Genomic DNA, 23,981 nt, shown 5'->3' with positions numbered 1-23,981 from the left:
AGCAGGTTAACGGGCAGGTATGCGTCTAAAATCGATAAAGCTCGCCGGTTTCAAATCCTTCGTCGATCCCACGACGGTCCCATTCCCATCGAACATGACGGCGGTGGTGGGGCCGAACGGCTGCGGTAAATCCAACATCATCGACGCCGTCCGCTGGGTTATGGGGGAAAGCTCCGCCAAGTACCTGCGGGGCGAATCCATGACCGACGTTATCTTCAACGGCTCCAGCGCCCGCAAGCCGGTCGGCCAGGCGTCCATCGAGCTGGTATTCGACAACTCCGACGGCTCGGCGCCGGGCCAGCATGCGGCGTTTACCGAGATTTCCGTCAAACGCCGGGTGACCCGGGAGGGGCAGTCCGAGTACTTCCTCAACGGCACCAAGTGTCGCCGGCGCGACATTACCGACCTGTTCCTGGGGACAGGCCTGGGGCCGCGCAGCTACGCCATCATCGAGCAGGGCATGATCTCCCGCCTGATCGAGGCAAAGCCCGAAGAACTGCGGGTCTATATCGAGGAAGCGGCGGGCATCTCCAAATACAAGGAACGGCGGCGGGAAACCGAGAACCGTATCCGCCGCACGACCGAGAACCTGGAGCGTCTGACCGACCTGCGAGACGAACTGGGGCGCCAGCTTCAGCACCTGCAGCGTCAGGCCCAGGCCGCCGAGCGCTACAAGGCACTGAAGCAGGAGGAGCGCCAGAAAAAGGCCGAGCTGACCGTGCTGCGCTGGCAGACCCTCGATGCGGATCTGCAGACGGCCCGGGGAAAGATCCGCGAAACGGAGCTGGAGCTGGAGCGGCTGCTGACCGAACGCGTCAGCCTGGAAACCCGCCTGGAAGGCTTGCGGGAAGACCACCAGGACCGCACCGAACACTTCAACCGCGCCCAGGCCCGTTACTACGAGGCTGGCGCCGATATCGCCCGCATCGAGCAGAGCCTGGAACACCAGCGCGAACGCTCCCGCCAGATGGCGACCGAACTCGATCAGGCCCTGGCCAACCAGCGGGAACTGGCCGAAGAGTTGGGTGCCGATGAAGACAAACTGAATACCGTCGCGGAAGAACTGGCCATGCTGGAGCCGGAGCGCGAAGAGCTCGCGGCCAGGTCAGAGACCTCTGCGGACGCCCTGCACGCCGCCGAACAGGCGATGAGCGACTGGCAACAGGAGTGGGAAAGCTTCAGCAGCCGTTCCGCCGAGGCCCGCCAGCGGGCGGAGCTGGCCCAGTCTCGCATCCGCTCGACGGAAGACGCGATCGATAGCCTGAAAACCCGCCTGCAACGCCTGTTCGACGAACGCCAGTTGCTGGAAGGCCAGATCCAGCGGGATGAGCTGGACAGCCTGCGCGAGCAGCGGGAAATCCTGCAGATGCGTCGGGAAGAGGCGCAGGAGCAGATCGAATCCGCCAACGCCGAGCTTCAGGACGCCCGGGACCAGCAACTGGAGGCCGAAACGGCCAGCAATGAACTGCGCGAGCAACTGCAGACGGCCAAGGCCAACCTTACGTCCCAGGAAGCCCTTCTGGCGGAGCAGTTGGGCAGCAATGACGATGCCCTGCAGGACTGGCTCCACGCCCAGCAGTTGAGCGACAAGCCGCGCTACGCCCAGCAGATCAAAGCCTCCGGCGACTGGGCGTTTGCGGTGGAGCAGGTACTGGGCAGCTTTACCCAGAGCGTGTGCGTGGACTCCGTGGACTTTCTCAGCCACACGCTGGGCGAGGCGCCTCGTGGACTGTCGCTGATGGCGGCGACGGACCAGGCCCCGGCCAGCACCTCCGGTCGTCTCTCGGCGGAGGTGAACAACGCCGGCGGCCTGGGCGGTTTCCTCGACACGGTGCACACCGCGGGTACGCTGGACGAAGCATTGACACTGCGTGACAGGCTCGCGCCACACGAATCCATCGTGACCCGGGACGGCGTCTGGCTGGGACGTTACTGGCTCAGGACCCCGGAATCCGCCGAAGGGCAGGTGGGCGTGATCGCCCGTCAGGAGAAGGTTGATACCCTGACCGCCGAAGTCGAGGAACTGACGGCGCGTTGGGATGAGGCCAGCGACCGTCTCGTGGAGCTCAAGGAAAGGACCCAGGACGCGGAAACGCGGCGGGATGACGCCCAGCAGCAACTTTCCGGCGCCGACCGCGAGCTGAGCGACGTGGCCTCCAGACTGAGCGGTCTGGAAGCTCGCGCCGAGCAGATTGAATCGCGACTGGCCCGGATCGACGATGATACCGCCGATGTGCGGGAGCAGCAGGAAGAAGAGCTGGAGAAGCTCGAAGAGATCCGGGCCGTGTGGCAGGACGCGCTGAATGCCACCGAAGACCACGCCAACGAGAAGGAGTCCCTGCTCAGCCGCCGCGACTCGGTGCGGGAAAGGCTCGACGAGATGCGCCACCAGGCCCGGCACGACCGGGATCACGCCCACCAGGTGGAGTTGCAGATCCAGTCCCTGCAAAGCCAGCACGACGGCCTCAAGCAGACCCTGGATCGGATGCAGCTGCAAAAGGAGCGGCTGGAAGAGCGCATCATGGTCCTGCGTGAAAACCGCGAGGTGGCCGAGGAACCGATCGAGGGTCTGTCACTCCAGCTTGAGGGCCTGCTGGACCGGCGTCTGGCCGAAGAAGAGAAGCTGGGCGGCGCGCGGGACGCACTGGAGGAAATCGACCGCGAAGTCCGGGAGCTGGAACAGAGCCGCAGCCGCGTCGAGCACAGTATCCAGGACGTCCGTGCCAGCCTGGAGAAGGTCAAGATGGAATCCCAGGCGCTTGAGATCCGCGCCGGCAACCATCTGGAGCAGTTGCAGGAGCTGAATGTCCGGCTGGCGGAAGTGATCGAGACCCTGCCGGAAGACGCAACCGAGAAAGCCTGGGCCGACGAGCTGGAGAAAATCGGCAACCGGATCCAGCGGCTGGGGGCGATCAACCTTGCGGCGATCGACGAATACCAGGTCCAGAGCGAGCGCAAAACCTACCTGGACACCCAGCACACCGACCTGGTGGAAGCGCTGGAGACCCTGGAATCCGCCATCCGCAAGATCGACCGGGAGACCCGCCAGCGTTTCAAGGAGACGTTCGACAAGGTCAACGGCGGCCTGCAGGCCCTGTTCCCGAAAGTCTTTGGCGGCGGCAGCGCGTACCTGGAACTGACCGGCGAGGACCTGCTGGAAACCGGCGTGGCGATCATGGCCCGGCCGCCGGGCAAGAAAAACAGCACCATCCATCTGCTGTCCGGTGGTGAAAAGGCCCTGACGGCGATCGCCCTGGTGTTTTCGATCTTCCAGTTGAATCCGGCACCGTTCTGTATGCTGGACGAGGTGGATGCACCGTTGGACGACGCCAACGTCGGGCGTTATGCCAACATGGTGAAGGAGATGGCGTCGCAGGTGCAGTTCATCTACATCACCCACAACAAGATAGCGATGGAAATGGCCGATCAGTTGATGGGGGTCACCATGCACGAGCCGGGTTGTTCGCGCCTGGTGTCGGTGGATGTGGAGGAAGCCGCCGCGCTGGCGGAAGCCTGATTAACGCTGTTGCCGGTTTCCGGACTCGGATGAATGGGCCGGTTTTGTCAAAATTATGCCGCCTATGATGACAATCCTGCCATGTGGCCGGGCGGCGCGTTGTATTCCTGACGGTCATTGCTTAGAGTATTCGGGAGCCGAGAGCGCCGGCAGGGCACGATGTGACACTGTTTGCATACCTGTCATCCCTGTAACCCGTATTCCCGGAAAGACGTGACGCAACCAGACGGATTAGAAGAAAGAACAGGACTGCATTTTTATGTCTCTGCGTGAATGGTTAATTGCCATTGGGGCCCTGATCATCCTGGGGATCGTGATCGACGGTTTACGTCGCATGCGTCGTGCCCGCCAGGAAGCGGCAGCGATTTCCTCCGGTATGGGCGCCGATGACATCGAATCGTCGCCCATCGATGAAGAATTCAATCCGGAACTGCCCAACGGCGGTTCCCGCCCCATAACCCGGAAAACCCTCGAAGAGCGGGGGTATGTCCGCAGGTCCGGCAAATCCCGTTTTGCACCACCGCCCCAGAAGCCGACGCGCCCGGTTGTCGCCGACCAGCCCTCCCACACCGCCGGGGACGAAGAAGCGCCCGCTGGCCAGCCCTGGCAGCCGTCTGAAATGGACAGTCAGCGCGCCGAGGAGCTGGAAGAGCCGGTCGAGCATATGAGTGCGTTCGACGAGTCCCCGGATGGTGTCGAAGAGCCTTGGGAAGGGGTGTCGCGCCAGGAGGCGGCGTATGACGTCGAACCTGAACCGGAGCCCCCCGTTGCCCGGGATATTGAGGTCGAGGAAGCGCCGGATCCCGAGGAGGAGGTGGCCGTCGAGCCGGCGCCGCGTCCGATCAAACGGGATGACGGTGCCCCGCTGGCCGGCGCCAATCGCCCGGATGCCCAGGAAGTTATCGTGATCAATGTGCTGGCCCGCCAGCAGAAGGCCTTCGATGGCACCGCACTGCGCAAGCTGTTTGAAGGCTGTGGGCTGGAGTTTGGTGACATGGACATCTACCATCGCCACGAGGAGAGCGACACCCGTAGCCCGGTGCAGTTCAGTGTGGCCAATGCCGTCGAGCCCGGTACCTTCCGGGATGAGGACCTGGACGGGATGGAAACGCCGGGCATCAGTTTCTTCATGAGCATGCCGGGACCGTCGGATTCCCTGAAGGCGTTCGAGTTCATGGTGGAAACGGCCCAATGCGTGGTCCATAACCTGGGCGGCGAGCTGAAGGATGAACGCCGGAGCGTCATGACACCGCAGACGATTGAGCATTGTCGGCAACGCATCCGTGAGTTCGAGCGCAAGCGCCGCTCCCAGCGGGTGGGATGACGCTCACGGCGAACACAAGAGAGTATGTCATAATGCCCGGTTTTCACCGGGCATTTTTGTAACAGGCGGAGACACATGGCAGACAAGGTAACCCAGCGCATCGAGCAGTTGCGGGATCAGATCAACGATCATAACTACCGTTACTATGTCTTGGACGAACCGGCCGTACCCGATGCCACCTACGACAAACTGATGCGTGAGCTCCAGCAACTGGAAGCCGAACATCCCGAACTGGTGACGCCGGATTCGCCAACCCAGCGGGTCGGTGCCATGCCCTCGAACACCTTTGCCGAGGTGGCCCATCGTGTCCCCATGCTCTCGCTGGATAATGCCTTCAGTGCCGAAGAGATGATCGAATTCGACCGCCGTGTGCGGGATCGCCTACAGCGGGAGGAACCGGTGGAATACGTCGCCGAGCCCAAGCTCGATGGCCTGGCGGTCAGCCTGCATTACCAGGATGGCGTGCTGGACCGCGCCGCGACCCGGGGGGATGGCTACACCGGTGAGGACATCACGGCCAACATCCGGACCATTCCCTCAGTGCCGCTGAAGCTGCGCGGCAAAGGGTATCCGGCCGAGCTGGAAGTGCGCGGAGAGGTCTACATGCCCAAGACCGGGTTCGAGAAGCTGAACAGGGACCTGGCCAACCGGGGCGAAAAGACATTCGTCAATCCCCGCAATGCCGCCGCCGGCAGCCTGCGCCAGAAGGATGCCCGCGTCACGGCGCGCCGTCCGCTGGAGCTGTGTACCTACAGCGTGGCGGTCGAGGATGAAAGCCTGCTTCCGGACAACCACTGGGACGGCATGCAGAAGCTCAGGGAATGGGGCTTCCGGATTAATCCCGAGATGCGCAAGGCGGTTGGGGTAGAGGCGTGCCAGGACGCCTACGAAGACCTCATGGAGCGCCGCAATGATCTGGCCTATGAAATCGACGGCATTGTCTTCAAGGTGAACGAGCTGGCGCTGCAGCGGGAACTGGGCTTCGTGTCCCGGGCGCCCCGTTGGGCCATCGCCCATAAATTCCCGGCCCAGGAAGAGATGACGGTGGTTGAGGCGGTCGAGTTCCAGGTCGGCCGTACCGGCGCCGTCACGCCTGTGGCCCGGCTCAAGCCGGTCTTCGTCGGTGGCGTCACCGTCAGCAACGCCACGCTCCACAACATGGACGAAATCGAGCGCCTGGACCTGCATGTGGGCGATACGGTGTTTATCCGCCGGGCCGGCGACGTGATTCCGCAGGTGGTCAAAGTGGTGCCTGAAAAACGGCCGAAAGATGCCGAAGCGGTGAAGCGGCCGGAGCACTGCCCGGTTTGTGGCTCCGAAGTGGTCCAGTTGGAAGGCGAGGCCGTTGCCCGTTGCACCGGCGGCCTCTATTGCGGCGCCCAGCAACGGGAAGCCATCCGCCACTATGGTTCACGCCGGGCGCTGGACATTGAAGGGCTCGGTGAGAAATGGATCGATATCCTGGTGGAACGGGGTATGGTCAAGACCGTCGCCGATCTGTATTCGTTGACCGTCGACGATTTGAAGACCCTTGATCGCATGGGCGAGAAGTCGGCCAGCAACCTGGTCAACGCCATCGCCGACTCCAAGCACCCGGAACTGTGGCGTTTTATCTACGCCCTGGGTATCCGCGAAGTGGGGGAGGCAACCGCCAAGGGCCTGGCGTCCCACTTTGGTGACCTGCCACCGATTATGGAAGCCGACGAGGACGCCCTCATGGACGTGCCGGACGTGGGTTCGGTGGTGGCCGGCCACATTCGCCTGTTCTTCGAGCAACCACACAACCAGGAGATCCTGGAGGAGCTCAAGGCGGCCGGTGTGCAGTGGCAGACCCTTGAGCCATCGGCCTCACCGAAACCGCTGAAGGGCCAGACGTTCGTGCTCACCGGCACCCTCTCGGAGATGACGCGGGAGGAAGCCAAGGAGCGCCTGGAGGCGCTGGGGGCTAAAGTGTCCGGTAGTGTGTCCAAGAAAACCAGCCACGTAGTGGCCGGCGAGGCGGCGGGTTCCAAGCTGACCAAGGCCGAATCCCTGGGCGTGCCGGTGATGGGTGAGGCTGACTTTATTGCCTTCCTGGAGGCGCAGGAAGTCTGAGTGACGGAGGCTGCGAAATCGGAGGATTCCGTCCTCGTGGCCTCCTGAACCCCTCCATTCTGAGAACTCGTGCAGATTGCGTGGATCGCATTTTCTTTACCATGACGTTGTCTGTAACGGCTTGTAACCCCGATAGGTGCAGTCGTTGCCGCGCAAAGACAACAACAACGTCGGTAAATGGATGTTTGCATGCGAGTCAGCACGATCTTGCGGTCCGAGCTTTCCCAATTCCCATGGTCAAGCGAGAACGCCTCACCGCGGCGATGCCGGTGGCCGGTAGCCGGTCTTGTCCTGATCCCGGTGCTGATGGCGCTGGCCGGCTGCAAGACCGAGAAGGCCCCCGACAACCCGACCGTTCTCGGGCGACCCGCGCAAACCGCCTACCTGGGCGTGGAGTATTACTACAACTTCGGGGCCTACGGGGGAGACGCCATCCTCGACTACTCGCTGACCAACGCGCCCCCCTGGCTGGCCATGGAAAACACCAGTAACAAGGCCCGTGAGGGCATCATCATTCGCGGCGTGCCGGGCGTCACCGGCGGCAACCGCGGTGAGGCGGACCTGGGAACCACCAACAACATCAACCTGACGGCAACGGATGGCTCCCGGGTGGGTGTCCAGCCGTTCGATATCGAGGTGAAGCGGAACCTCGTCTCCGCCTCGGCGGATAGTTTCACGGAAGGCAAGCGCTCGGATGACGTGGACGGTGCCGGCGACGGCGAGACCTGCGCCATGCCGCCGATGAAGGGCACGGGGCTGCACCAGGTCACCTATGACACCTTTAACGACGACGGCACGGTTTCCGGGTCTGAAACGGCGACCCTGAAAACCTACCCGGTGATCGTTCGCGTGCTGTTGGACCAGCCGTCTGTCCAGACCACGAAGATCGCCTTCGAACTGCGCTCGGACTTTGATCCCACCGCCTGTGACGATGGCGCTACATCCGGCCAGGACTGTGAGTTTTCACTGCGTAACCGGGAGCAAGCGCAACTGGGCAAGGACGTCGTCCTGGCTGGCAACAGGAACAGCAGTGGTGGCGAAGAGCGCCTGCCGCAGCCGGACTATGTCGAGGTCATCGACGACACCTCCGGTGTACTGACCATTGATCGAGGCATCACCGAATGCTTTATCCGACTGGAAGTCGTCGATGATAAATTTGCCGAGCCCACCGAGCAGTTCAAGATTGCACTGACCGAAGTTCGCCAGGGCCTGGTGGCACTGGGTGGCGACAACGGTGGGATTACAGAGTCGCTCTCCATTATCGACAATCAGCCGGCAGTCACCTTCCAGAGTCTGAAAGGGCACCGTGTCAGCGCCATCAACGAAGGCGATACACAAAATTTCAAGGCGGTGCTGGATCGGAAGCAGGAGCCGGATAACGCCCGGTACACGGTGCGCCTGGCCAATGATAGCGACAATGCCACGGCCACCGATCCGGATTACGAATTCCTGGTCCCGGACGCGCCGAATTCAACGACCTACGTCGTCGGCGATGAACTGACGTTTACGGCCGGGGTGGATACCGTCCAGTTCCAGGTCAGGGCCATCGACGACTCCTCGGCGCCACCGGCCTCGGAGGACCCGGCCGGTGATGGCCCGGACAACAACGACGAATATCTCAGCATCAGTGTCGACTCGGACTATCAGGATGGTCGCGCCAACTACGCCGCCAGTGAGGGGGACCTGAGGGTCTGGTTCAACGAGCTGGATGATCCCCTGGAGGTGGGTGACGAAGCGCCGGGAAGAACGGTGAGTGACGTGGTTGTCGGCGACAGCGGCCGCCTGTTCGTGGCCAGTGCGCTCCGGGATGCAGGCGACGGCCACTATGACGTGGTGGTCGACATCTACAATCGTTTCGGCGGTGCACCGGAGAAAACCTTCACGATAAGCGCTGACAGCGCCGTAAACCCGCAACCCAAACTGGCCTTTGTGCGTTCTACGGTGGAAGCCGGCACGACATCCCGGGTGCGCAATTCGCTGGCGCTGACCTTTACCACCGATGGTGCCATCGATAGCGCCAGTAACCGGGGCGGAACGGATGAAGCCGTCTACCTGTTCCGCCGGGACGCCGGCGACGCCGATTATACGGAACTCTGGCATGGCCAGTTCGGATCCGGCGGTGACGACACGCCTCTCCGGATTGGCATCAATGCCAGCAACCGGGTCTTCATTGCCGGTGAAACGACAGGCACCTGGGCCGGTGAAGTCCGGGCCGGCGGCGTGGATGTCTACGCCCAACGGATCGACACCAGGACAGAGGACTCCATCCAGTCTCCGGTGATCGCCTGGACCAGCCAGCAAGGCTCGTCATCCAGCGACTCGCTCGCCGGGCTTGGCGTCTCCAGCTCGACCACCTATCTTGCGGGTACGACCTTGGGGCAAATGGGGGATACCACTCCTCTGGGTGGCCGCGACCTGTTCATGTCGAACTATGCCGGTGGCACAGAAAGCTCACCCACCATTGTCCAGGCCGGTACATCTGGGAACGACACCGTTAACACGGCCAGCATCGCGCTTTCCGCATACTGGATGCTGGGCGATGGCAACTTCGGGTATCGTCGCGATATCGATATGGACGAGTACGTTGCCGAGCTGGTCACCGACTCAACGGATACGTCCAGGCAAGGCTATCTGCTGTCCTACGACCTCTCCGGCAACTTTAAGGCGGCGATCACCCTGAATGACGCCGGCGATGTTGCCGGAGAAAGCTTCACGGCTTTGACGCCGTTCGACGACGACATGATTGCCGGTGGCAACAGCAATGGTGCCTTCGTTGAGGGCCAGGGCGCCGGTATGATCCTGGCGCGAATCCGCAGTGAAGGCGAGGTGGTGGAAGAACCCGCCGAGAACGAGGACGACGACCCGATCGAGCACAACTTTACCAAACTGGTTGAAGACGACCGGGAGCAGTATCCGTCACTGGGGGCCAATATCAAGCTGCTCAAACTCACGGCCTACCAGGACGCCGAGATCGTTGCGCTGGTCTCCAGCGGAGCATCAGGAAGCCGCGTCTACAATGTGCTGCTGATTAACGGCGACGGCCAACTGCTGAACAGTCCCTAGAGCTGCTCCAGGGGCGCGATGGGATCAAACATTCCCTTCCTGCACGCTATTTTCGGCATAGAGTCGCAGGAAATCCGTGTTGGTGACGATGCCCCGGGGGAAGTTCTCCGGGCCGATTACCAGGGCGGCGCTCAGTTGATGGGCCAGCATCAGGCGCGCCAACTGATGGGCGTCGGTCTCCGGAGTGGCCGTCAGGAAGGCGGGCAGTTCGACACCGGCGAAGCGGACCAGCCGTTCGTCATCGCGGTGCTGGTACAGCCAGTTGAGAATCCAGCGATTGTCCACCAGACCGACTACCGTGTTTTCGGACGTAATGACCAGGTGATGGACGTCATGGCGCTGCATTTCCTTCAGCCCCTCAACCAGTGTTGCGCCGGCAGGCAGTGAAAATACCGTACCCGAAGCGATACGTGAGACCGGCAGGTAGCTGCCGGCCGGGTCCGAGTCGGACTGGGCCTGTTCGCCATACTCCGCCATCGCCCGATTGACGGCCGCCTGTTGCTGGCGACTCCGGGTGGGATCGACCGGTTCATTGCGGCTCTCGTGGATGGGTTGGCTCTCGTTGAGCTCATCCACCACCCCGATGGATTGCCCCCGGGCAGCCTCGGGTAAACGGGTCGGCTGCGGACGTCCTGGCTCGGTGACAAATATGGGCATGGGGCATCCTCATACTGCTAACGGCTATAGGCAGGCCCGCGGTCAGGGCGGGCCCTTCGTTAGCTTATCGACCGATAGTTGTGGAACTGAATGATATTATCGTAACAATCCGCAACCCATGGAAGTCCGGCGATCACCGGGTTCCTGACACGCAGCGGGAAAGAGTGAGCCTGTCGGTCAGCGCCGCGGTCAGGCATGCCGGTTGCCCGGTGATTCGATCCACCAGCCATTCGGCCAGCAGCGGGGCTAAAGCGAAACCCTTGCTGCCCAGGCCCGTCAGCACGAACAGGCCTTCCGGCCCGGCGCCAACCGGGCCGACAACCGGTTGATAGTCATGGGTGGTGCACCGGAAACTGGTGCGTCCGCGAAGGGTCTCGATCGGCGGGTGAACGCCATCACGCCAGATGCCGGGCAGCCAGCTATCCAGCTTTTCGACGTTTTCCCGGTGGGAGGACGGGCGCACTTCGGGATCACTGTCCCTCAGGTCGAAGGTGGCGCCGGTCACCGCATAGCCCTGATGTCCCGGGTTCACGTAGCTCTGACCGCACAGCACCGTGTTCGGATCATGCAGGGCCTCCGCCGGCAACTGCGTGACCTGGCCGCGAATCGCGCGGAAGCGGTAGTGGGCCGGACCGGGCAACAGGTCGCTGACTTCGTGCCCGCCGGTCATGACCACCTGGTCCGCCCGCCACTGCCGGCCACGTTGATCTGTCACGTGCCAGGCGTCATTCCGTGGTGCGATCCCGGTCACTTTGCACCCGAATTCACAGATGATGCCGGGGTGATCGAGCAGGGCGGAGCACACCATCGCCGGTGCCAGCCAACCGCTGGCTGGAAACCACAGGCCGCCATGGTCGACAGGGCAACCGGCCAGCTCGCCGGCTTCGCGGGCGGAGACCGGGCGCAGGACGTCGGCTGGATAGTCGGTACGGTCAAGAAAACGGGCCTGGCGGGACACTTCCTGCTCGGTGGTGGCCAGTTGCAGGAGCCCGGTGGGATGCCAGAATCCATCCGATGCGCATTGCTGGTCATAGCGGGCGTAGGTGCGCTGGGCGTGCAGCAGGGCGTGCAGGGCCAGTTGGGTCTCGGGGCCGTAATCGACGCCGAGTTTGACATAGAGGGCAGCCTGGGGATTGCCGGAGGCGCCGTCAGCCGGGCCCGTACCTTTCGACAGCACCCGCACGCGCCGTCCCCGGTCGGCCAGGTTCCGGGCCACCAGTGACGCGGCAATACCGGCGCCGATCACCAGGATCTCACCATCAGCGCTCGCTGCATCGGTCATGGCATCGAGCCTGCTGTCGCTGTCCAGCTCGCCACTCAGCATTTCCCGCTTGCGGCCGAATCCCGGCACCTTGCGGACGGTAAAGCCCTGTGCCTGCAGGGCGCGACGGACGGCTCCGACGGCGGTGAACGTGGCAAACGTCGTTCCCGGCTGGCTGTGTTCAGCGACGCTTTGGATCAGGGTTTCAGCCCAGAGATCGGGATTCAGGGCCGGGGCAAAACCGTCGAGGAACCAGGCGTTGGCCTGGAAGGAAAGGCTCTGCCAGGCCTCTCGAGCCTCCCCGAAGTACAGGGTAAGCCGCACCCGGCCCCCGTCAAAGATCAGGCGGTGGGTGCCCGCGACCAGGGGCGGGTACTCCACAAGCAGGGCGTCCGCCAGCGGCTCCAGCTCCGGCCAGAGCGCGAGGGCCCGGCGAAGATCCGAGCGGGTCAGCGGAAAACGCTCCACGGAGATGAAATGGAGCTGGGCGTCGTTGGGGGCCTGCTCACGCCAGGCGAGCCAGGTGGCCAGGAAATTCAGCCCGGTGCCGAAGCCGGTTTCCGCCACGACGAATGTCGAACCGCTGGGCAATGCCTGGAAGCGCTCTTCAAGCCGGTTGTGGGCCAGGAAGACGTAGCGGGTTTCCTCCAGCCCGTTCTCCCGGCTGAAGTAAACGTCGCCGAATCGCTTTGACACCGGTTGCCCGTCCCGCCATTCCAGGTCGGCGGATTCGATAGCTGGCGGCAGGGAAGGAACCGACCGGGAAAGATCCTCGCCCATCAGGGTTTGGCGTCCTGATCCGGCTCAACCACGGTGGCAGAGCGGATAACGATCGGCGTCGTCGGAACGTCAGCCCTGCCGGACTGCTGTCCGGTAGGTACATTGCCGATGGCATCAACGGCGCCCATGCCGTCGGTGACCGTGCCGAAGACGGTGTAGCCGGCGCCGCGAACGCCCTTGTCGAGGAAGTGGTTGTCGACGAGATTGATGAAGAACTGCGAAGTGGCCGAATCGGGGTCGCTGGTGCGCGCCATCGCCACGGAACCCCGCACATTGCCGAACGTGGCGCTGGCTTCGTTGGGAACGGGGGAACGGGTGGTCTTGCGATTCATATCGGACGTGAAGCCGCCGCCCTGGACCATGAAGCCGGGAATGACGCGGTGGAAGATCGTGCCGTCGTAGTATCCGGCCCTGACGTATTCCAGGAAGTTGGCGACCGTCCTGGGCGCTATGTCCGGGCGCAGGCGGATGGTAATGACGCCTTCCGTTGTATCGAGTCGTACTTTGGGGAGTGCGTCGTTGTCGGTCTTTGCCGCCTGAGCGCCCGTGGCCAAGCCCAGCGTCAGGAGGACGGCGGGCAGGACCCGGAGGAAGATCACATCAATGGCATATTTAACGTTGTTTTTGAGTGGGAGACTCGTCAAGACAGGATCCTCGTGCTTTGATCGGAATGTCGGCCAGTTTACCAGAATTCCGCATGACTTCAGGCGAATCAGCCGTTTGCAGGTTGATTGCGGATTGTCACGAAACGGACATGATGGATTACGGTCCAGGCCGCGCAGGAACAATGACAACAATAGGGCGCGATAGTCTCACCAGGCGTTACGTATCGATTCGATCGGTTTCTGTACAGCTTCGATAACCCGATCCATGCTTTGCATGGGGTGATACACGCGAATACGACATCCGGCATGCGGTGCCCGGCGCTGCGTGTGGTTTCGCAAACCGTTGAAACGCGTCCCGCCACATGGAGGAAACAGGTGAAGAACCATCAGGGTTACCAGGAGAAGTCGCGTCTCGGGCGACTGCTCGTCAACCGTGGTCACATCAGTGAGGCTCAGTTGGAGCAGGCACTGGCCGAGCAACGTACATCCGGTGTCCTGCTGGGTGAGTTGCTGGTCGCGTCAGGCTGGGTCACGGAAAGGGAGCTGTCCCGGGCGCTGCGACAACAGCGGCACTATCGCCGGGCCGCAGCCGTCGTGGCGATGGTGACATTACCGCTGCAGCCGGCGGTGACGTTGGCGTCGGCGGCGCCGGAGAAGGCCGAGGGCGCCGTCACTTCCGGTGAAATGTTGGATGGCAGCGGTTTCCGGCCGTTGACCGAGGCCGAGATGAGCGGGGTCTCCGGCCAGGGGGCCGATGACCTGCTGGCACGAATCGATCAGGTCTCAAGAATGCCCGATGCCGTCGCCGCCGGCGAGGACGGGAAAGCCGACGCCATCGAGGGACTCAAGCTCGTCGCGCATACTTTCGTACCCGTTTTGAACTTCCTGGATTCCGATCTCACGATCAGCGGTGTGCACTACCGGGAAGATGGACTGAGGCTGGAGCTTTTGGCCGACGGCGGCCTGAGAATGGCGCTGCCGGAGCGTATCGAAAGTGTGGAGATGAACGATATCCGGGTGTCGGGAACCCGGGGGCCTTCAATGGGCAACGTCAGCCTGCATAACATCCGCTTCGCGCCTGAGTCCCACATGACGATCTACACGCGGCCATAACGCGTGCATTTCCGGGTCTGAGTGTGTTGTCCAGCCCGGCTTTTCCTCTCTTGGGCCTAACACCTGCTCGACAGTTGCCGTGCTGGTGATCAGGCGCTCGCCAGTACGGTCTTGTGACTGACCGCGGTGGATTGCCCTTTGGCTCCGTAAAGCTTGGCCTGGTCGGCACAGCCCCTGAAGATCTCGGTCAGGCGGCCGAGCCGCTGTTGCAGGTTGCCAATGATGCGGCCGTTGACCTGGTTGAGGCGCTGGCAGGCTTTCAGGCGACTCTCGGCGTCGTTCCAGAGCTGCGTCAGCTCTTCGACACCGGCGGCCCGGATAAACGTGGAGGGCTGACCGTTCCGGGGATTGAACCCCATCGCGACCAGCGCGTGGATCTTGCGCTTGGCCCGCTCACGGACTTCGTTGAGCAGGTGGTTCTTTTCCCGTGTCAGGGCTTCGAGCCCCGCCATGTCAGAGGTCTTGAGCAGTTGTTTCTCGGAGGCCAGCAATCCGCCCAGTTGTTCGAGTTGCTGGATGTCCTTCTGTAGCAGTGCTTTCAATTCATCGATGGCGGCCATGATTTACTCACCCGAAAATGCTTTTATCCATATCAAGCATTTTCTGGGCCACTTTCTCTGCATCCACCTTGTAGCTGCCATCGGCCAGCGCCGCCTTGATCTGCTCGATGCGCTCGTCATCCACTTCCGGATAACTGCTCATTTGCTCTTCCAGCTTTTTAAGGTCGCGCGCCTGGCTGCTGAGGCTGACGTTGTCCGGACGAGTACCCTGGCTGCGGGCCTGTTCGTTTGGCGTCGGCGTGGTCGGCGTTTGCGTGTTGGCCTTGTTGGTGTTCGTGGAGGTGGTCTTGGAGTTGACCTGGCCGGGGCCAATTCCATTAAAGTCAACTGTCATAACGGTACCTGCGGATAAGTGAGTTAAACCGGTTACATTTTGTATCGGCCGGCTTTGATCGATCTTTAGGGTAATCAGCAAATATTTTTTTGCGGCAGATCCCTGCCGGAAATCGGCAAGGACGTGCCGCCGTGCTTACATCGGGACTTCCACATGCCCCGGGGAGGTCACCTGGGCCCGCAAGGTCTTTGCTGAGCGCAGGTTCTGAACCATGATCTGTTCGCCGACGCGCCCGTCTGAAAGCGCCTTGCCCCGCGACTGGACCGAAATCGAGCCGCTGCGGGCAATGATAATAACATGGTCGCCCCGGGACACCGCTTCGGGCTGGGTGACAATGTCGGGCGTGAAAATCGTCCCGGAATTCACGGAGCGCCGCACTTCCAGCCCGACCAGCGCATCGCGTTGGGTGATAGCGCCGCGCCGGACGGAGTTGATGACAATCGGCTGGGTGGCAATCATGTCGCCGGTAATGCGCTCGCCCCGGCTGAGGGGGCGGGCTGCGACCAGGCCCTGGCCCCGGATCTCCAGCGATGTCGACAGATAGAGACGCCATGGCCGTTGCCCATCGCAGGACACCGACAGGGTCGGCTGTGTGGTTTCCGTCGGATCGCTGGAGAAGCTGACCGACGGCCCGTCAGGGCAGGCCGCCAGGTTGAGTCGTGAATCCAGTGGTCCCAGGGAGTAGGTGACCGTCTGGCCGGTTTCCTCGCGGTCCGCCGCATAGTGATCCAGGAACTGTTGCGCGGCCTGCCGGATCATCGCCGCCGTCGTTTTTTCGGCGGCATGGGAGGGCGAAGTGATCGCCATGCCAGCAGCCAGGAGGAAAATGACTATGCGCATTTTGGACTGTATGACCTATGCTTACGGTTAAATACGGGGGCAGGGTCGCTATCGACAACCCCCATGGCCTATTGACGACTTTCCGTCACCGGCGGATGATGCCGGGCACTTTCCGGTAAAAGTCGCAATAACTGTGCCGATTTGATAGACATGGTTGACAAGAGCTATTGCTCCGGACGCGGATCGGATAATAAAGACAGGTACGAGCGTTATGGCAGGCGTATTGGATAGTGTGAATCAGCGAACGCAACTGGTTGGGCAGAACCGCCTCGAGTTGCTTCTGTTTCGCTTGCGTGGCCGGCAGGTTTACGGGATCAATGTATTCAAGGTGAAGGAAGTCCTTCAGTGCCCGAAGCTGTCGTCCATCCCGAACAGTCGCTCTGTCGTCCGGGGAGTGTCGCATATAAGGGGTGAGACCATCCCGATTATCGATCTGAGCCTGGCCATCGGCATGCCGGAAATTCCCGCCAGCGATTTGGCCGAAAGCTTTGTCATCATTTCCGAGTACAATCGCCGCACCCAGGGATTCCTGGTTGGCAGCGTCGACCGCATCGTGAACCTGAACTGGGAAGAGGTGTCCCCGCCGCCGAAAGGGGCCGGTCGCGAAGTGTACCTGACCGCCGTTGCCCGCATTGATGACCAGCTTATCGAAATCATCGATGTCGAGAAGATCCTCTCAGAGGTGTCACCGCTGAGGGAAGAAGTGGGGGAAGAGCTGGTGGGGCGCAGTTCCGAAACCGACCGCACCGCCACCCGTCCAGTCCTCGTCGTGGACGATTCCAGCGTGGCCCGACGCCAGGTCGAACGCTGTCTGACCGCAATCGGACTGGCGGTGGTCACCCGTAACGACGGCAAACAGGCCCTGGACTACGTCAAAGAGCTGACGGCCGACGGCTCCGACATCAGTGACCACTTGTGCCTGATGATTTCCGATGTGGAAATGCCGGAAATGGATGGCTACACCCTGGTGACCCGCTGCAAGGAAAACAGCCAATTGAAGTCGCTGTACATTATGCTGCACACGTCGTTGAGCGGTGTGTTTAACAAGGCCATGGTGAAGAAAGTCGGCGCTGACGACTTCATGGCGAAGTTCAGCCCTGATGAACTCGCCGAGCGGGTGATGGAAGTGCTGGATCAGTTATGATCCGCACCGAGAAGGACCGGAATCGCTGCAAGAGCCCATGAAATCAGAGATTACTCCCCAGGAATACGAGGCATTCAAGGCGTTCCTGCAGGATGCGTGCGGCATTTTGCTGGGCGACAACAAGCAGTACCTTGTCAAAAGCCGCCTTCGTAAAATCCTCGAAGAGAACGGTTTTGACACCCTTGGCGGCCTGATCAAGCAGTTGCAGCGCCCCCGGGACCCGTTGCGAGAGGTGGTGATTGACGCCATGACCACCAACGAGACGTTGTGGTTCCGCGATACCCATCCTTTCCGCATCCTGAACGAGCGCCTGCTACCAGAACTGGCGGAGCAGAAAGGAAGCCAGCCGCTGCGCATCTGGTCGGCAGCCTGCTCCACGGGGCAGGAGCCGTATTCCATCGCCATGGCGATCGACGAGTTCCGCCGGCTGAAGCCGGGGCGCCTGCGGGGTGACGTCCGTATCGTCGCGACCGACATTTCCCGCAGCGTCCTCGAAGTGGCCCGTCGCGGCGAGTATGAAATGCTGGCCATCGGCCGTGGCCTCTCGCCGGAGCGCCAGCGCAGCTACTTCACGGCCTCGCCGTCCGGCGGCTGGCAGATCAAGCCCGCGATCAAGAACATGGTCGAGTTCAAGGAGCTGAACCTCCTGGACCGCTACATCATGGGCAAATTCGACCTGGTGTTCTGCCGCAACGTCCTGATCTACTTCTCCGCGGACCTCAAGAAAGACATCCTGACCCGCATGCACAGCGCCTTGGTGCCGGGCGGCTACCTGATCCTGGGGGCGTCGGAATCCCTCAATGGGCTGCCTGAGTACTACGAAATGGTCCAGTGCCAGCCGGGGATTATCTATCGGGCGCGCAAGAAGTAGGTTGGTCAAAAACTGCACTCCCTGTTGTTTTTACACGAAAATATCGAAAGGGAGTTGCCAAACCCGAATAAAACCATTAGAGTTTGCGCCCTCAGATCGGGGCAGCCCATCTGAACCCGTTTATTGGAGGGGTGGCCGAGTGGCTGAAGGCGCACGCCTGGAAAGTGTGTATACGTTAATAGCGTATCGAGGGTTCGAATCCCTCCCTCTCCGCCAATAAAAGAACCCGGCTTTCGAGCCGGGTTTTTTATTGGCTGATTGGGTGGGTAGAAGAACCCTCGCGGGTTCGACCGGAGCAGGCGAAGCCTGCGTAGGAACGTCGGAGCAAAGCGACGACGGCCCCGAAGGGGTGAGGCGCGCAGCGCCGAATAATCCCTCCCTCTCCGCCAAATTTAAGGAAGCCCGGCAAATGCCGGGCTTTTTTATGGCGGCTCGGTCGGTGACCGTCCAGCCCCCGCCCAGAGGTCGGGGGCGTTCGCCAGGTTGCGAACGATGTTCGCAATGAAGGCCTGGCTCCCCCCTCTCCGCCAATAAAAGACCCGGCTCACGAGCCGGGTTTGGCTGATTGGATAGGTAGGAAGATCCTTCGTAGGTTTAACCGTAGCGGAGAGATCTCTGGGTAAGAGGTGAGTGGTGCGTTCCAATATTTGGCGCCGAATTCCGCCCCGGGTGCTCCGGAGACTGATAGGCGTGTTCGTGAGACTGCACTTTGCTACCGGAAGACGGTTCCCTATTGCCGGTAATGTATGTGCTTCTTTCCTGTCTCGATTTGCCCAGTAACGAGATGGAGTTCCCGAAAACCTGGAGATTTTACAATCTGTGACAGTTTAGTGGTGTATGCCAACCTTAACGTTTGTTAATTTCTTCCCTCCAATGGAACTGTGGCGGAGAGTAAGCCTTATACCCGCCCCAAGCATCGGAGTATGCAGTGGTGACGTGGCGGAGCAGGTTAACAAGAGCGTTGGCCGCAACGACAATTCCTTTCTTCTCCTTACCTTCCGTTTTGCCGGTTGGAGAGCGGGTGCTTCAGTTTCGGGCCGACCGTTCCTGTTTGAGGCGGCTGAGAGTCCCTTCCGGCCCCAAGCAGCGATCAGAAAGCTTTTCGTGTTTTAGTTCTGTTAGGCCCCCCAATTATTCAACAGCTGTTCCGGACAACATTCGTTTCTCCAGGCGATTCAGCGCTGCAAATTTTGAGATTCAGGCATCCCTTGTCAGCGAACCGCTCAACTATCCCAATGCAGTGTTTTCTGGTTGTGGCTGCAATGCGCAACCGCTGGATGACCCTCTTGGTCGAAAGGATGTAAACCTGGCGGGTGTTAGGCGACATCTGCTTGTGAAAGCAATGGTGCACCTGTGAAGCGGATTGGATTGGCTCTACTGTTGGCCCCAATGTTGGTGCTTTTCGTACTCCCGCTTTTCATAGAGGAAGGGGCAGGCGACCGTCATGCCACCTCGGTGCAGGCATCCAACGTTCTTATTCGGTACAGTTTTTTACTCAAAAACACCTCCAATGCCGTAGTTGAAGAGGTTCATTTTAGGGCCTTCGCTCCCATTCGCAGTACGCCTTTCCAGGAAGTTGAATCGATTCGGTCAAATGTAGGCTTCGCCATTGATGAGGGGGCGTCAGGCAATCGCAGCTTAGACTTTCAAATTGACGCCATTCCTCCTTTTGGACAGCGGGTTATTAACGTTACTGCAGAGTTGAAGATCTGGCGGTATCAAAGGCCTGGGCTGACCTTTGGGAAAGGAATCTCTGGTCGCCTGATGCCGATGGATAATCCCACCTTGCGCACCGTGATTGCCGAAATCGACAACAATCATCCTGGTGCTGAGGGTGCTCAATGGGCCGATGCGGCACAGACTTGGTTGCATGAACACATCGCTCAGACCAGCTACCACGCCGAAAATCGCGGGGCGATGTATGCCTTGTCCAATCTTCAAGGTGACTGCACAGAGATGATGAGTGCATTTATAGCCCTGGCTCAGACAAAGCAGTTGCCTGTAATTGGAGCAGTAGGGTTTCCCATTAGTTCAGATAGCGTTCGTCTTCGCTCCGAAGATTTGCACAACTGGGCGTATCTGAAAGATGGCGGCAACTGGTATGCCGCCGATTCTTTCAATCATAAATCGCTATACACCCCAGGTCGGTACGTGGCTTTTGCTGTTTTGGAATCCAGGAAAGACCTATTGGGTAAACGCCGTTTCAGTGTTTCTGACTCAAGAATCAAAGCAGTGATGCGCTAGAGCGCTTTCCTCGCCGTGAAAAAAGGAATCGTCGACAGGATGTTGTTTTCGAAAAGTAGTAGAGCCGCCGTGGCTCGTATCTCCAGTTGTAAACGGACCAGCCACTATTCAGCCGGAATTGTGTTTGTTCTTGCCCACCTCTGTGCCATCGCCGTGGTGCCCAGCGCAAAGGCGGAAACATCGTTCGACTACACGATCTCCGAAGACACAACCATTGCAGCTGGGGATGAGGCATACACGGGAAAAAGCATTCAGGTTGATGGCGCGCATCTATATCTCCAGGGGAGTTACGCGTTTGCGAACCTGAGCATTGTCAACGGCGGCCATGTGTCCTTGCCAGAGGGGAGTTATGGGGAACAAGGGTGGTTAGATTTAAACATTGCAGAGGACTTTCTCGTTGACGGTACCTCGAAAGTCAGTGTGACGGGCGGCGGCCATGGCTTGGCGGACGGCCAGCCTCGTTATGTTGGCGGTAGCCACGGAGGGCGAGGGGGCAACTACAGCAACGACTCATCGTTAGCGGGTTATGGCTCGATCGCCGAGCCGGCCACGCTGGGGTACGGCGGTCGATACAGCGATACCGTCCGCGGTGGCGGTGCCTTGACGATCCGGGCGGATGTGCTGGACCTGTCGGGTCAGATCAGTAGCCATGGTATTGGTCAGTACTACGGCTCGGGGGCCGGCGGTTCGGTCTGGATCGATGCGGGCACGCTGCGGGTGTCGGAGGCGGCCGCGATTGGCGCGACAGGTGGGTACTCACGAGTTTATGGCGGCGGTGGTGGTGGCGGTGGTGGTGGCCGAGTGCACGTGCAGTACACGGCGCTGGACGGCAATCTGGCTTCGATCACCTCAGCCGATGGCAATGGGTATTACAACGATACCCGCAGTGGTGGTGCCGGAACAGTACTGTTGGAAAACAAGGGTAGCGGCGAACGAATCCTGATCATTCACAACCGGTATCGTAATGGCAACTGGACGGAAATCGACAGCCTGCCGGAAGGACTGGACGAGATCCGGATCAGCAACGCGCGGGTAAAACTGGATGTCGCCAGTGTGCCAAAGCTGGTGGTGGACAATGCGACCCTGGAGCTGACGGTCCCGGAGGTGTCCCAGCTGGATGCCACGAGCGGTAGCAACCTGACGGTCAATGCCGATCACATTGGCAACCTGACCGCGGTTGGTGGTGAGTTGGCGTTAACGGCGGAGACCATCACGTCGCTGCAACTGGACGGCAGCACAGCGTCTTTGTCGACGAGCAACGTCGAGACGCTCGAGGCGACCGGAAGCACGGTGACTCAAAGCCAGCCGATGACGGTGAATACCCTGACTCTGAGCAATGGCAGCCGCTGGGAGCAGGCCGGTTACAGCCTGACGGTGGACGACTATTCCTTCCAGGACAGCACGTTCGGCAACAGCGGCGACTGGACCCGGCCACAGGCCGATCCCAACTCGCTGAACGTCACAGGCTATACCCTGACGATACCGGGGGGCAGCTACACCTACGACCGTCTGGAAATCGGATCGGGTGGTCGTCTGCATTTGGCGCCTTATGAGGATGAGGCCGGGACTGGCGGCACGCTGGATCTGGATGTTGGCGAGTTGGTCATTGCCGAAGATGGGATACTGGATGCCAACGGGGCGGGCTACCAGTTAGCGGACGGCCAGCCCCGGTATGTCGGAGGCAGTCACGGAGGACGAGGCGGTAACTACAGTAACAGCTCATCGTTAGCGGGTTATGGCTCGATTGCCGAGCCGGTCACTCTGGGTTACGGCGGCCGACACAGCGATACCGTCCGCGGTGGCGGTGCCCTGAAGATCCGGGCGGATGTCCTGGACCTTGCGGGCCAGATCAGCAGTCACGGTGTGGGCCAGTACTATGGCTCGGGCGCCGGCGGTTCGGTCTGGATCGATGCGGGCACGTTGCGGGTGTCGGAGACGGCCGCCATTGGCGCGAAAGGTGGGTATGGGCGTCAGACGGGCGGTGGTGGTGGCCGAGTGCACGTGCAGTACACGACGCTGGACGGCGATCTGGCTTCGGTCACCTCAGCCGACGGCAATGGATATTATGACGATACCCGCAGTGGTGGTGCCGGGACGGTCCTTCTGGAAGACAAGGACAGTAGCGAGCGCATTCTGATCATCCACAACCGCCACCGCAATGGCAACTGGACGGAGATCGACAGCCTGCCGGAAGGACTGGACGAGATCCGGATCAGCAACGCGCGAGTGAAGCTGGATGTCCCCAGTGTGCCGAAGCTGGTGGTGGACAACGCGATCCTGGAGCTGACGGTCCCGGAGGTGTCCCAACTGGATGCCACGAGCGGCAGCAACCTGACGATCAATGCCGATCACATCGGCAGCTTGACCGCCGCCGGTGGCGAGTTGGCGTTAACGGCGGAGATCATCACGTCGCTGCAACTGGATGGCAGCACAGTGTCTTTGTCGACGAGCAACGTCGAGACACTCGAGGCGACCGGAAGCACGGTGACCCAAAGCCAGCCAATGACAGTGAACACGCTGACCCTGAGCAATGGCAGCCGCTGGGAACAAGCCGGTTACAGCCTGGCAGTCGATGATTATTCCTTCCAGGACAGCACCTTCGACAATAGCGGCGCCTGGACCCGGCCACAGGCCGATCCCAACTCGCTGAACGTCACAGGCTATACCCTGACGATACCGGGGGGCAGCTACACCTACGACCGTCTGGAAATCGGATCGGGTGGTCGTCTGCATTTGGCGCCTTATGAGGATGAGGCCGGGACTGGCGGCACGCTGGATCTGGATGTTGGCGAGTTGGTCATTGCCGAAGATGGGATACTGGATGCCAACGGGGCGGGCTACCAGTTAGCGGACGGCCAGCCCCGGTATGTCGGAGGCAGTCACGGAGGACGAGGCGGTAACTACAGTAACAGCTCATCGTTAGCGGGTTATGGCTCGATTGCCGAGCCGGCGACTCTGGGTTATGGGGGCCGTTCCAGCGATACCGTCCGCGGTGGCGGGGTCTTGAAGATCCGGGCGGATGTCCTGGACCTGGCGGGCCAGATCAGCAGTCATGGTATGGGCCAGTACTATGGCTCGGGCGCGGGCGGCTCGGTCTGGATTGATGCGGGCACGTTGCGGGTGTCGGAAACGGCCGCCATTGGCGCGAAAGGTGGATATGGATATTACGGTGCTGGAGGCGGTGGCCGAGTGCACGTGCAGTACACGACGCTGTACGGCGATCTGGCTTCGGTCACCTCAGCCGACGGCAATGGATATTATGACGATACCCGCAGTGGTGGTGCCGGGACGGTCCTTCTGGAAGACAAGGACAGTAGCGAGCGCATTCTGATCATCCACAACCGCCACCGCAATGGCAACTGGACGGAGATCGACAGCCTGCCGGAAGGACTGGACGAGATCCGGATCAGCAACGCGCGAGTGAAACTGGATGTCGCCAGTGTGCCGAAGCTGGTGGTGGACAATGCGACCCTGGAGCTGACGGTCCCGGAGGTGTCCCAGCTGGATGCCACGAGCGGTAGCAACCTGACGGTCAATGCCGATCACATTGGCAACCTGACCGCGGTTGGTGGTG

At 61.0% G+C, this 23,981-nt stretch carries 14 protein-coding genes, 1 tRNA gene, 1 other RNA gene and 1 pseudogene; 11 read left to right on the top strand and 6 right to left on the bottom strand.

The genetic code is table 11. The features are described from left to right. Window positions 1–19 precede the first annotated feature (19 nt). From smc to EZI54_RS01475, 4 genes are all read left to right on the top strand, one after another. Window positions 20–3,517, top strand: a complete 3,498-nt coding sequence (gene smc, locus EZI54_RS01490) for a chromosome segregation protein SMC (protein ID WP_131478331.1) — start codon at window positions 20–22, stop codon at window positions 3,515–3,517. A 259-nt stretch (window positions 3,518–3,776) separates the two neighbouring features. After that, window positions 3,777–4,841 carry a cell division protein ZipA gene (zipA, locus tag EZI54_RS01485; protein ID WP_131478329.1) on the top strand — a complete coding sequence of 355 codons (1,065 nt, stop codon included), beginning with the start codon at window positions 3,777–3,779 and terminating at the stop codon, window positions 4,839–4,841. A gap of 75 nt (window positions 4,842–4,916) precedes the next feature. Then, on the top strand, window positions 4,917–6,935 hold the full coding sequence (gene ligA, locus EZI54_RS01480; RefSeq protein ID WP_131478327.1) for an NAD-dependent DNA ligase LigA: 2,019 nt from the start codon (window positions 4,917–4,919) through the stop codon (window positions 6,933–6,935). Window positions 6,936–7,124: 189 nt separating this feature from the next. Further along, window positions 7,125–9,998 carry a hypothetical protein gene (locus EZI54_RS01475; RefSeq protein ID WP_131478326.1) on the top strand — a complete coding sequence of 958 codons (2,874 nt, stop codon included), beginning with the start codon at window positions 7,125–7,127 and terminating at the stop codon, window positions 9,996–9,998. Between the two features lie 24 nt (window positions 9,999–10,022). Here the strand turns inward: EZI54_RS01475 and EZI54_RS01470 are convergent, their stop codons facing one another. From EZI54_RS01470 to EZI54_RS01460, 3 genes are all read right to left on the bottom strand, one after another. Continuing rightward, window positions 10,023–10,655 (bottom strand): CBS domain-containing protein, encoded by a 633-nt coding sequence (locus tag EZI54_RS01470; RefSeq protein WP_131478324.1) that lies wholly within the window; start codon window positions 10,653–10,655, stop codon window positions 10,023–10,025. 133 nt (window positions 10,656–10,788) lie between these two features. Beyond that, a complete protein-coding gene (gene mnmC, locus EZI54_RS01465; RefSeq protein ID WP_131478322.1) occupies window positions 10,789–12,696 on the bottom strand; it encodes a bifunctional tRNA (5-methylaminomethyl-2-thiouridine)(34)-methyltransferase MnmC2/FAD-dependent 5-carboxymethylaminomethyl-2-thiouridine(34) oxidoreductase MnmC1 in 1,908 nt (635 codons plus the stop codon). Then, a complete protein-coding gene (locus EZI54_RS01460) occupies window positions 12,696–13,301 on the bottom strand; it encodes a peptidylprolyl isomerase (RefSeq protein ID WP_131478637.1) in 606 nt (201 codons plus the stop codon). The genes mnmC and EZI54_RS01460 overlap by 1 nt, the downstream gene beginning before the upstream one ends. Before the next feature lie 375 nt (window positions 13,302–13,676). Between EZI54_RS01460 and EZI54_RS01455 the strand changes: the two genes are divergently transcribed. After that, on the top strand, window positions 13,677–14,414 hold the full coding sequence (locus EZI54_RS01455; protein WP_131478320.1) for a cyclic di-GMP-binding domain-containing protein, MshE-related: 738 nt from the start codon (window positions 13,677–13,679) through the stop codon (window positions 14,412–14,414). Between the two features lie 89 nt (window positions 14,415–14,503). On the opposite strand, the gene EZI54_RS01450 is transcribed toward EZI54_RS01455, so the two are convergent. The 3 genes from EZI54_RS01450 to flgA all read right to left on the bottom strand — a co-directional run bounded on the left by EZI54_RS01450 (window position 14,504) and on the right by flgA (window position 16,148). Beyond that, the gene (locus EZI54_RS01450; RefSeq protein ID WP_131478318.1) at window positions 14,504–14,974 is read right to left on the bottom strand and encodes a flagella synthesis protein FlgN; all 471 of its coding nucleotides are present in this window, start codon (window positions 14,972–14,974) and stop codon (window positions 14,504–14,506) included. Between the two features lie 7 nt (window positions 14,975–14,981). After that, the gene (gene flgM, locus EZI54_RS01445) at window positions 14,982–15,308 is read right to left on the bottom strand and encodes a flagellar biosynthesis anti-sigma factor FlgM (RefSeq protein WP_131478316.1); all 327 of its coding nucleotides are present in this window, start codon (window positions 15,306–15,308) and stop codon (window positions 14,982–14,984) included. 135 nt (window positions 15,309–15,443) lie between these two features. After that, window positions 15,444–16,148 carry a flagellar basal body P-ring formation chaperone FlgA gene (gene flgA / locus EZI54_RS01440; protein WP_131478314.1) on the bottom strand — a complete coding sequence of 235 codons (705 nt, stop codon included), beginning with the start codon at window positions 16,146–16,148 and terminating at the stop codon, window positions 15,444–15,446. 211 nt (window positions 16,149–16,359) lie between these two features. On the opposite strand from flgA, the gene EZI54_RS01435 reads away from it, so the two are divergent. The 6 genes and pseudogenes from EZI54_RS01435 to EZI54_RS01410 form a co-directional block, all read left to right on the top strand. Next, entirely contained in the window at window positions 16,360–17,292 is a 933-nt protein-coding gene (locus EZI54_RS01435) for a chemotaxis protein CheV (RefSeq protein ID WP_131478312.1), read from the top strand. A gap of 37 nt (window positions 17,293–17,329) precedes the next feature. Next, complete coding sequence (locus EZI54_RS01430; RefSeq protein WP_131478310.1) at window positions 17,330–18,163, top strand: CheR family methyltransferase; 834 nt, start codon at window positions 17,330–17,332, stop codon at window positions 18,161–18,163. Window positions 18,164–18,288: 125 nt separating this feature from the next. Further along, window positions 18,289–18,379: transfer RNA gene (locus tag EZI54_RS01425), tRNA-Ser, on the top strand. Between the two features lie 30 nt (window positions 18,380–18,409). Next, a non-coding RNA gene (locus tag EZI54_RS01420) (RtT sRNA) lies at window positions 18,410–18,552 on the top strand. Between the two features lie 964 nt (window positions 18,553–19,516). Then, on the top strand, window positions 19,517–20,407 hold the full coding sequence (locus EZI54_RS01415; RefSeq protein WP_131478308.1) for a transglutaminase-like domain-containing protein: 891 nt from the start codon (window positions 19,517–19,519) through the stop codon (window positions 20,405–20,407). 441 nt (window positions 20,408–20,848) lie between these two features. After that, window positions 20,849–23,981 (top strand): annotated as a pseudogene (locus tag EZI54_RS01410) (hypothetical protein); the annotation flags it as partial.

Origin of the sequence: Marinobacter halodurans (genome assembly GCF_004327985.1) — a bacterium.
GTDB classification, from domain to species: Bacteria; Pseudomonadota; Gammaproteobacteria; order Pseudomonadales; family Oleiphilaceae; genus Marinobacter_A; species Marinobacter_A halodurans.
The sequence above is the reverse complement of the archived record's forward strand: the minus strand, read 5'-3'. Positions and strand labels throughout refer to the sequence as shown.

Bases quoted from the DNA above. Each gene is read 5' to 3' on its own strand.
- ligA (WP_131478327.1), top strand. From the start codon at position 4,917: ATGGCAGACAAGGTAACCCAGCGCATCGAGCAGTTGCGGGATCAGATC.
- EZI54_RS01450 (WP_131478318.1), bottom strand. From the start codon at position 14,974: ATGGCCGCCATCGATGAATTGAAAGCACTGCTACAGAAGGACATCCAG.
- EZI54_RS01475 (WP_131478326.1), top strand. From the start codon at position 7,125: ATGCGAGTCAGCACGATCTTGCGGTCCGAGCTTTCCCAATTCCCATGG.
- flgA (WP_131478314.1), bottom strand. From the start codon at position 16,148: ATGCGCATAGTCATTTTCCTCCTGGCTGCTGGCATGGCGATCACTTCG.
- smc (WP_131478331.1), top strand. From the start codon at position 20: ATGCGTCTAAAATCGATAAAGCTCGCCGGTTTCAAATCCTTCGTCGAT.
- flgM (WP_131478316.1), bottom strand. From the start codon at position 15,308: ATGACAGTTGACTTTAATGGAATTGGCCCCGGCCAGGTCAACTCCAAG.
- zipA (WP_131478329.1), top strand. From the start codon at position 3,777: ATGTCTCTGCGTGAATGGTTAATTGCCATTGGGGCCCTGATCATCCTG.
- EZI54_RS01435 (WP_131478312.1), top strand. From the start codon at position 16,360: ATGGCAGGCGTATTGGATAGTGTGAATCAGCGAACGCAACTGGTTGGG.
- EZI54_RS01470 (WP_131478324.1), bottom strand. From the start codon at position 10,655: ATGCCCATATTTGTCACCGAGCCAGGACGTCCGCAGCCGACCCGTTTA.
- mnmC (WP_131478322.1), bottom strand. From the start codon at position 12,696: ATGGGCGAGGATCTTTCCCGGTCGGTTCCTTCCCTGCCGCCAGCTATC.
- EZI54_RS01430 (WP_131478310.1), top strand. From the start codon at position 17,330: ATGAAATCAGAGATTACTCCCCAGGAATACGAGGCATTCAAGGCGTTC.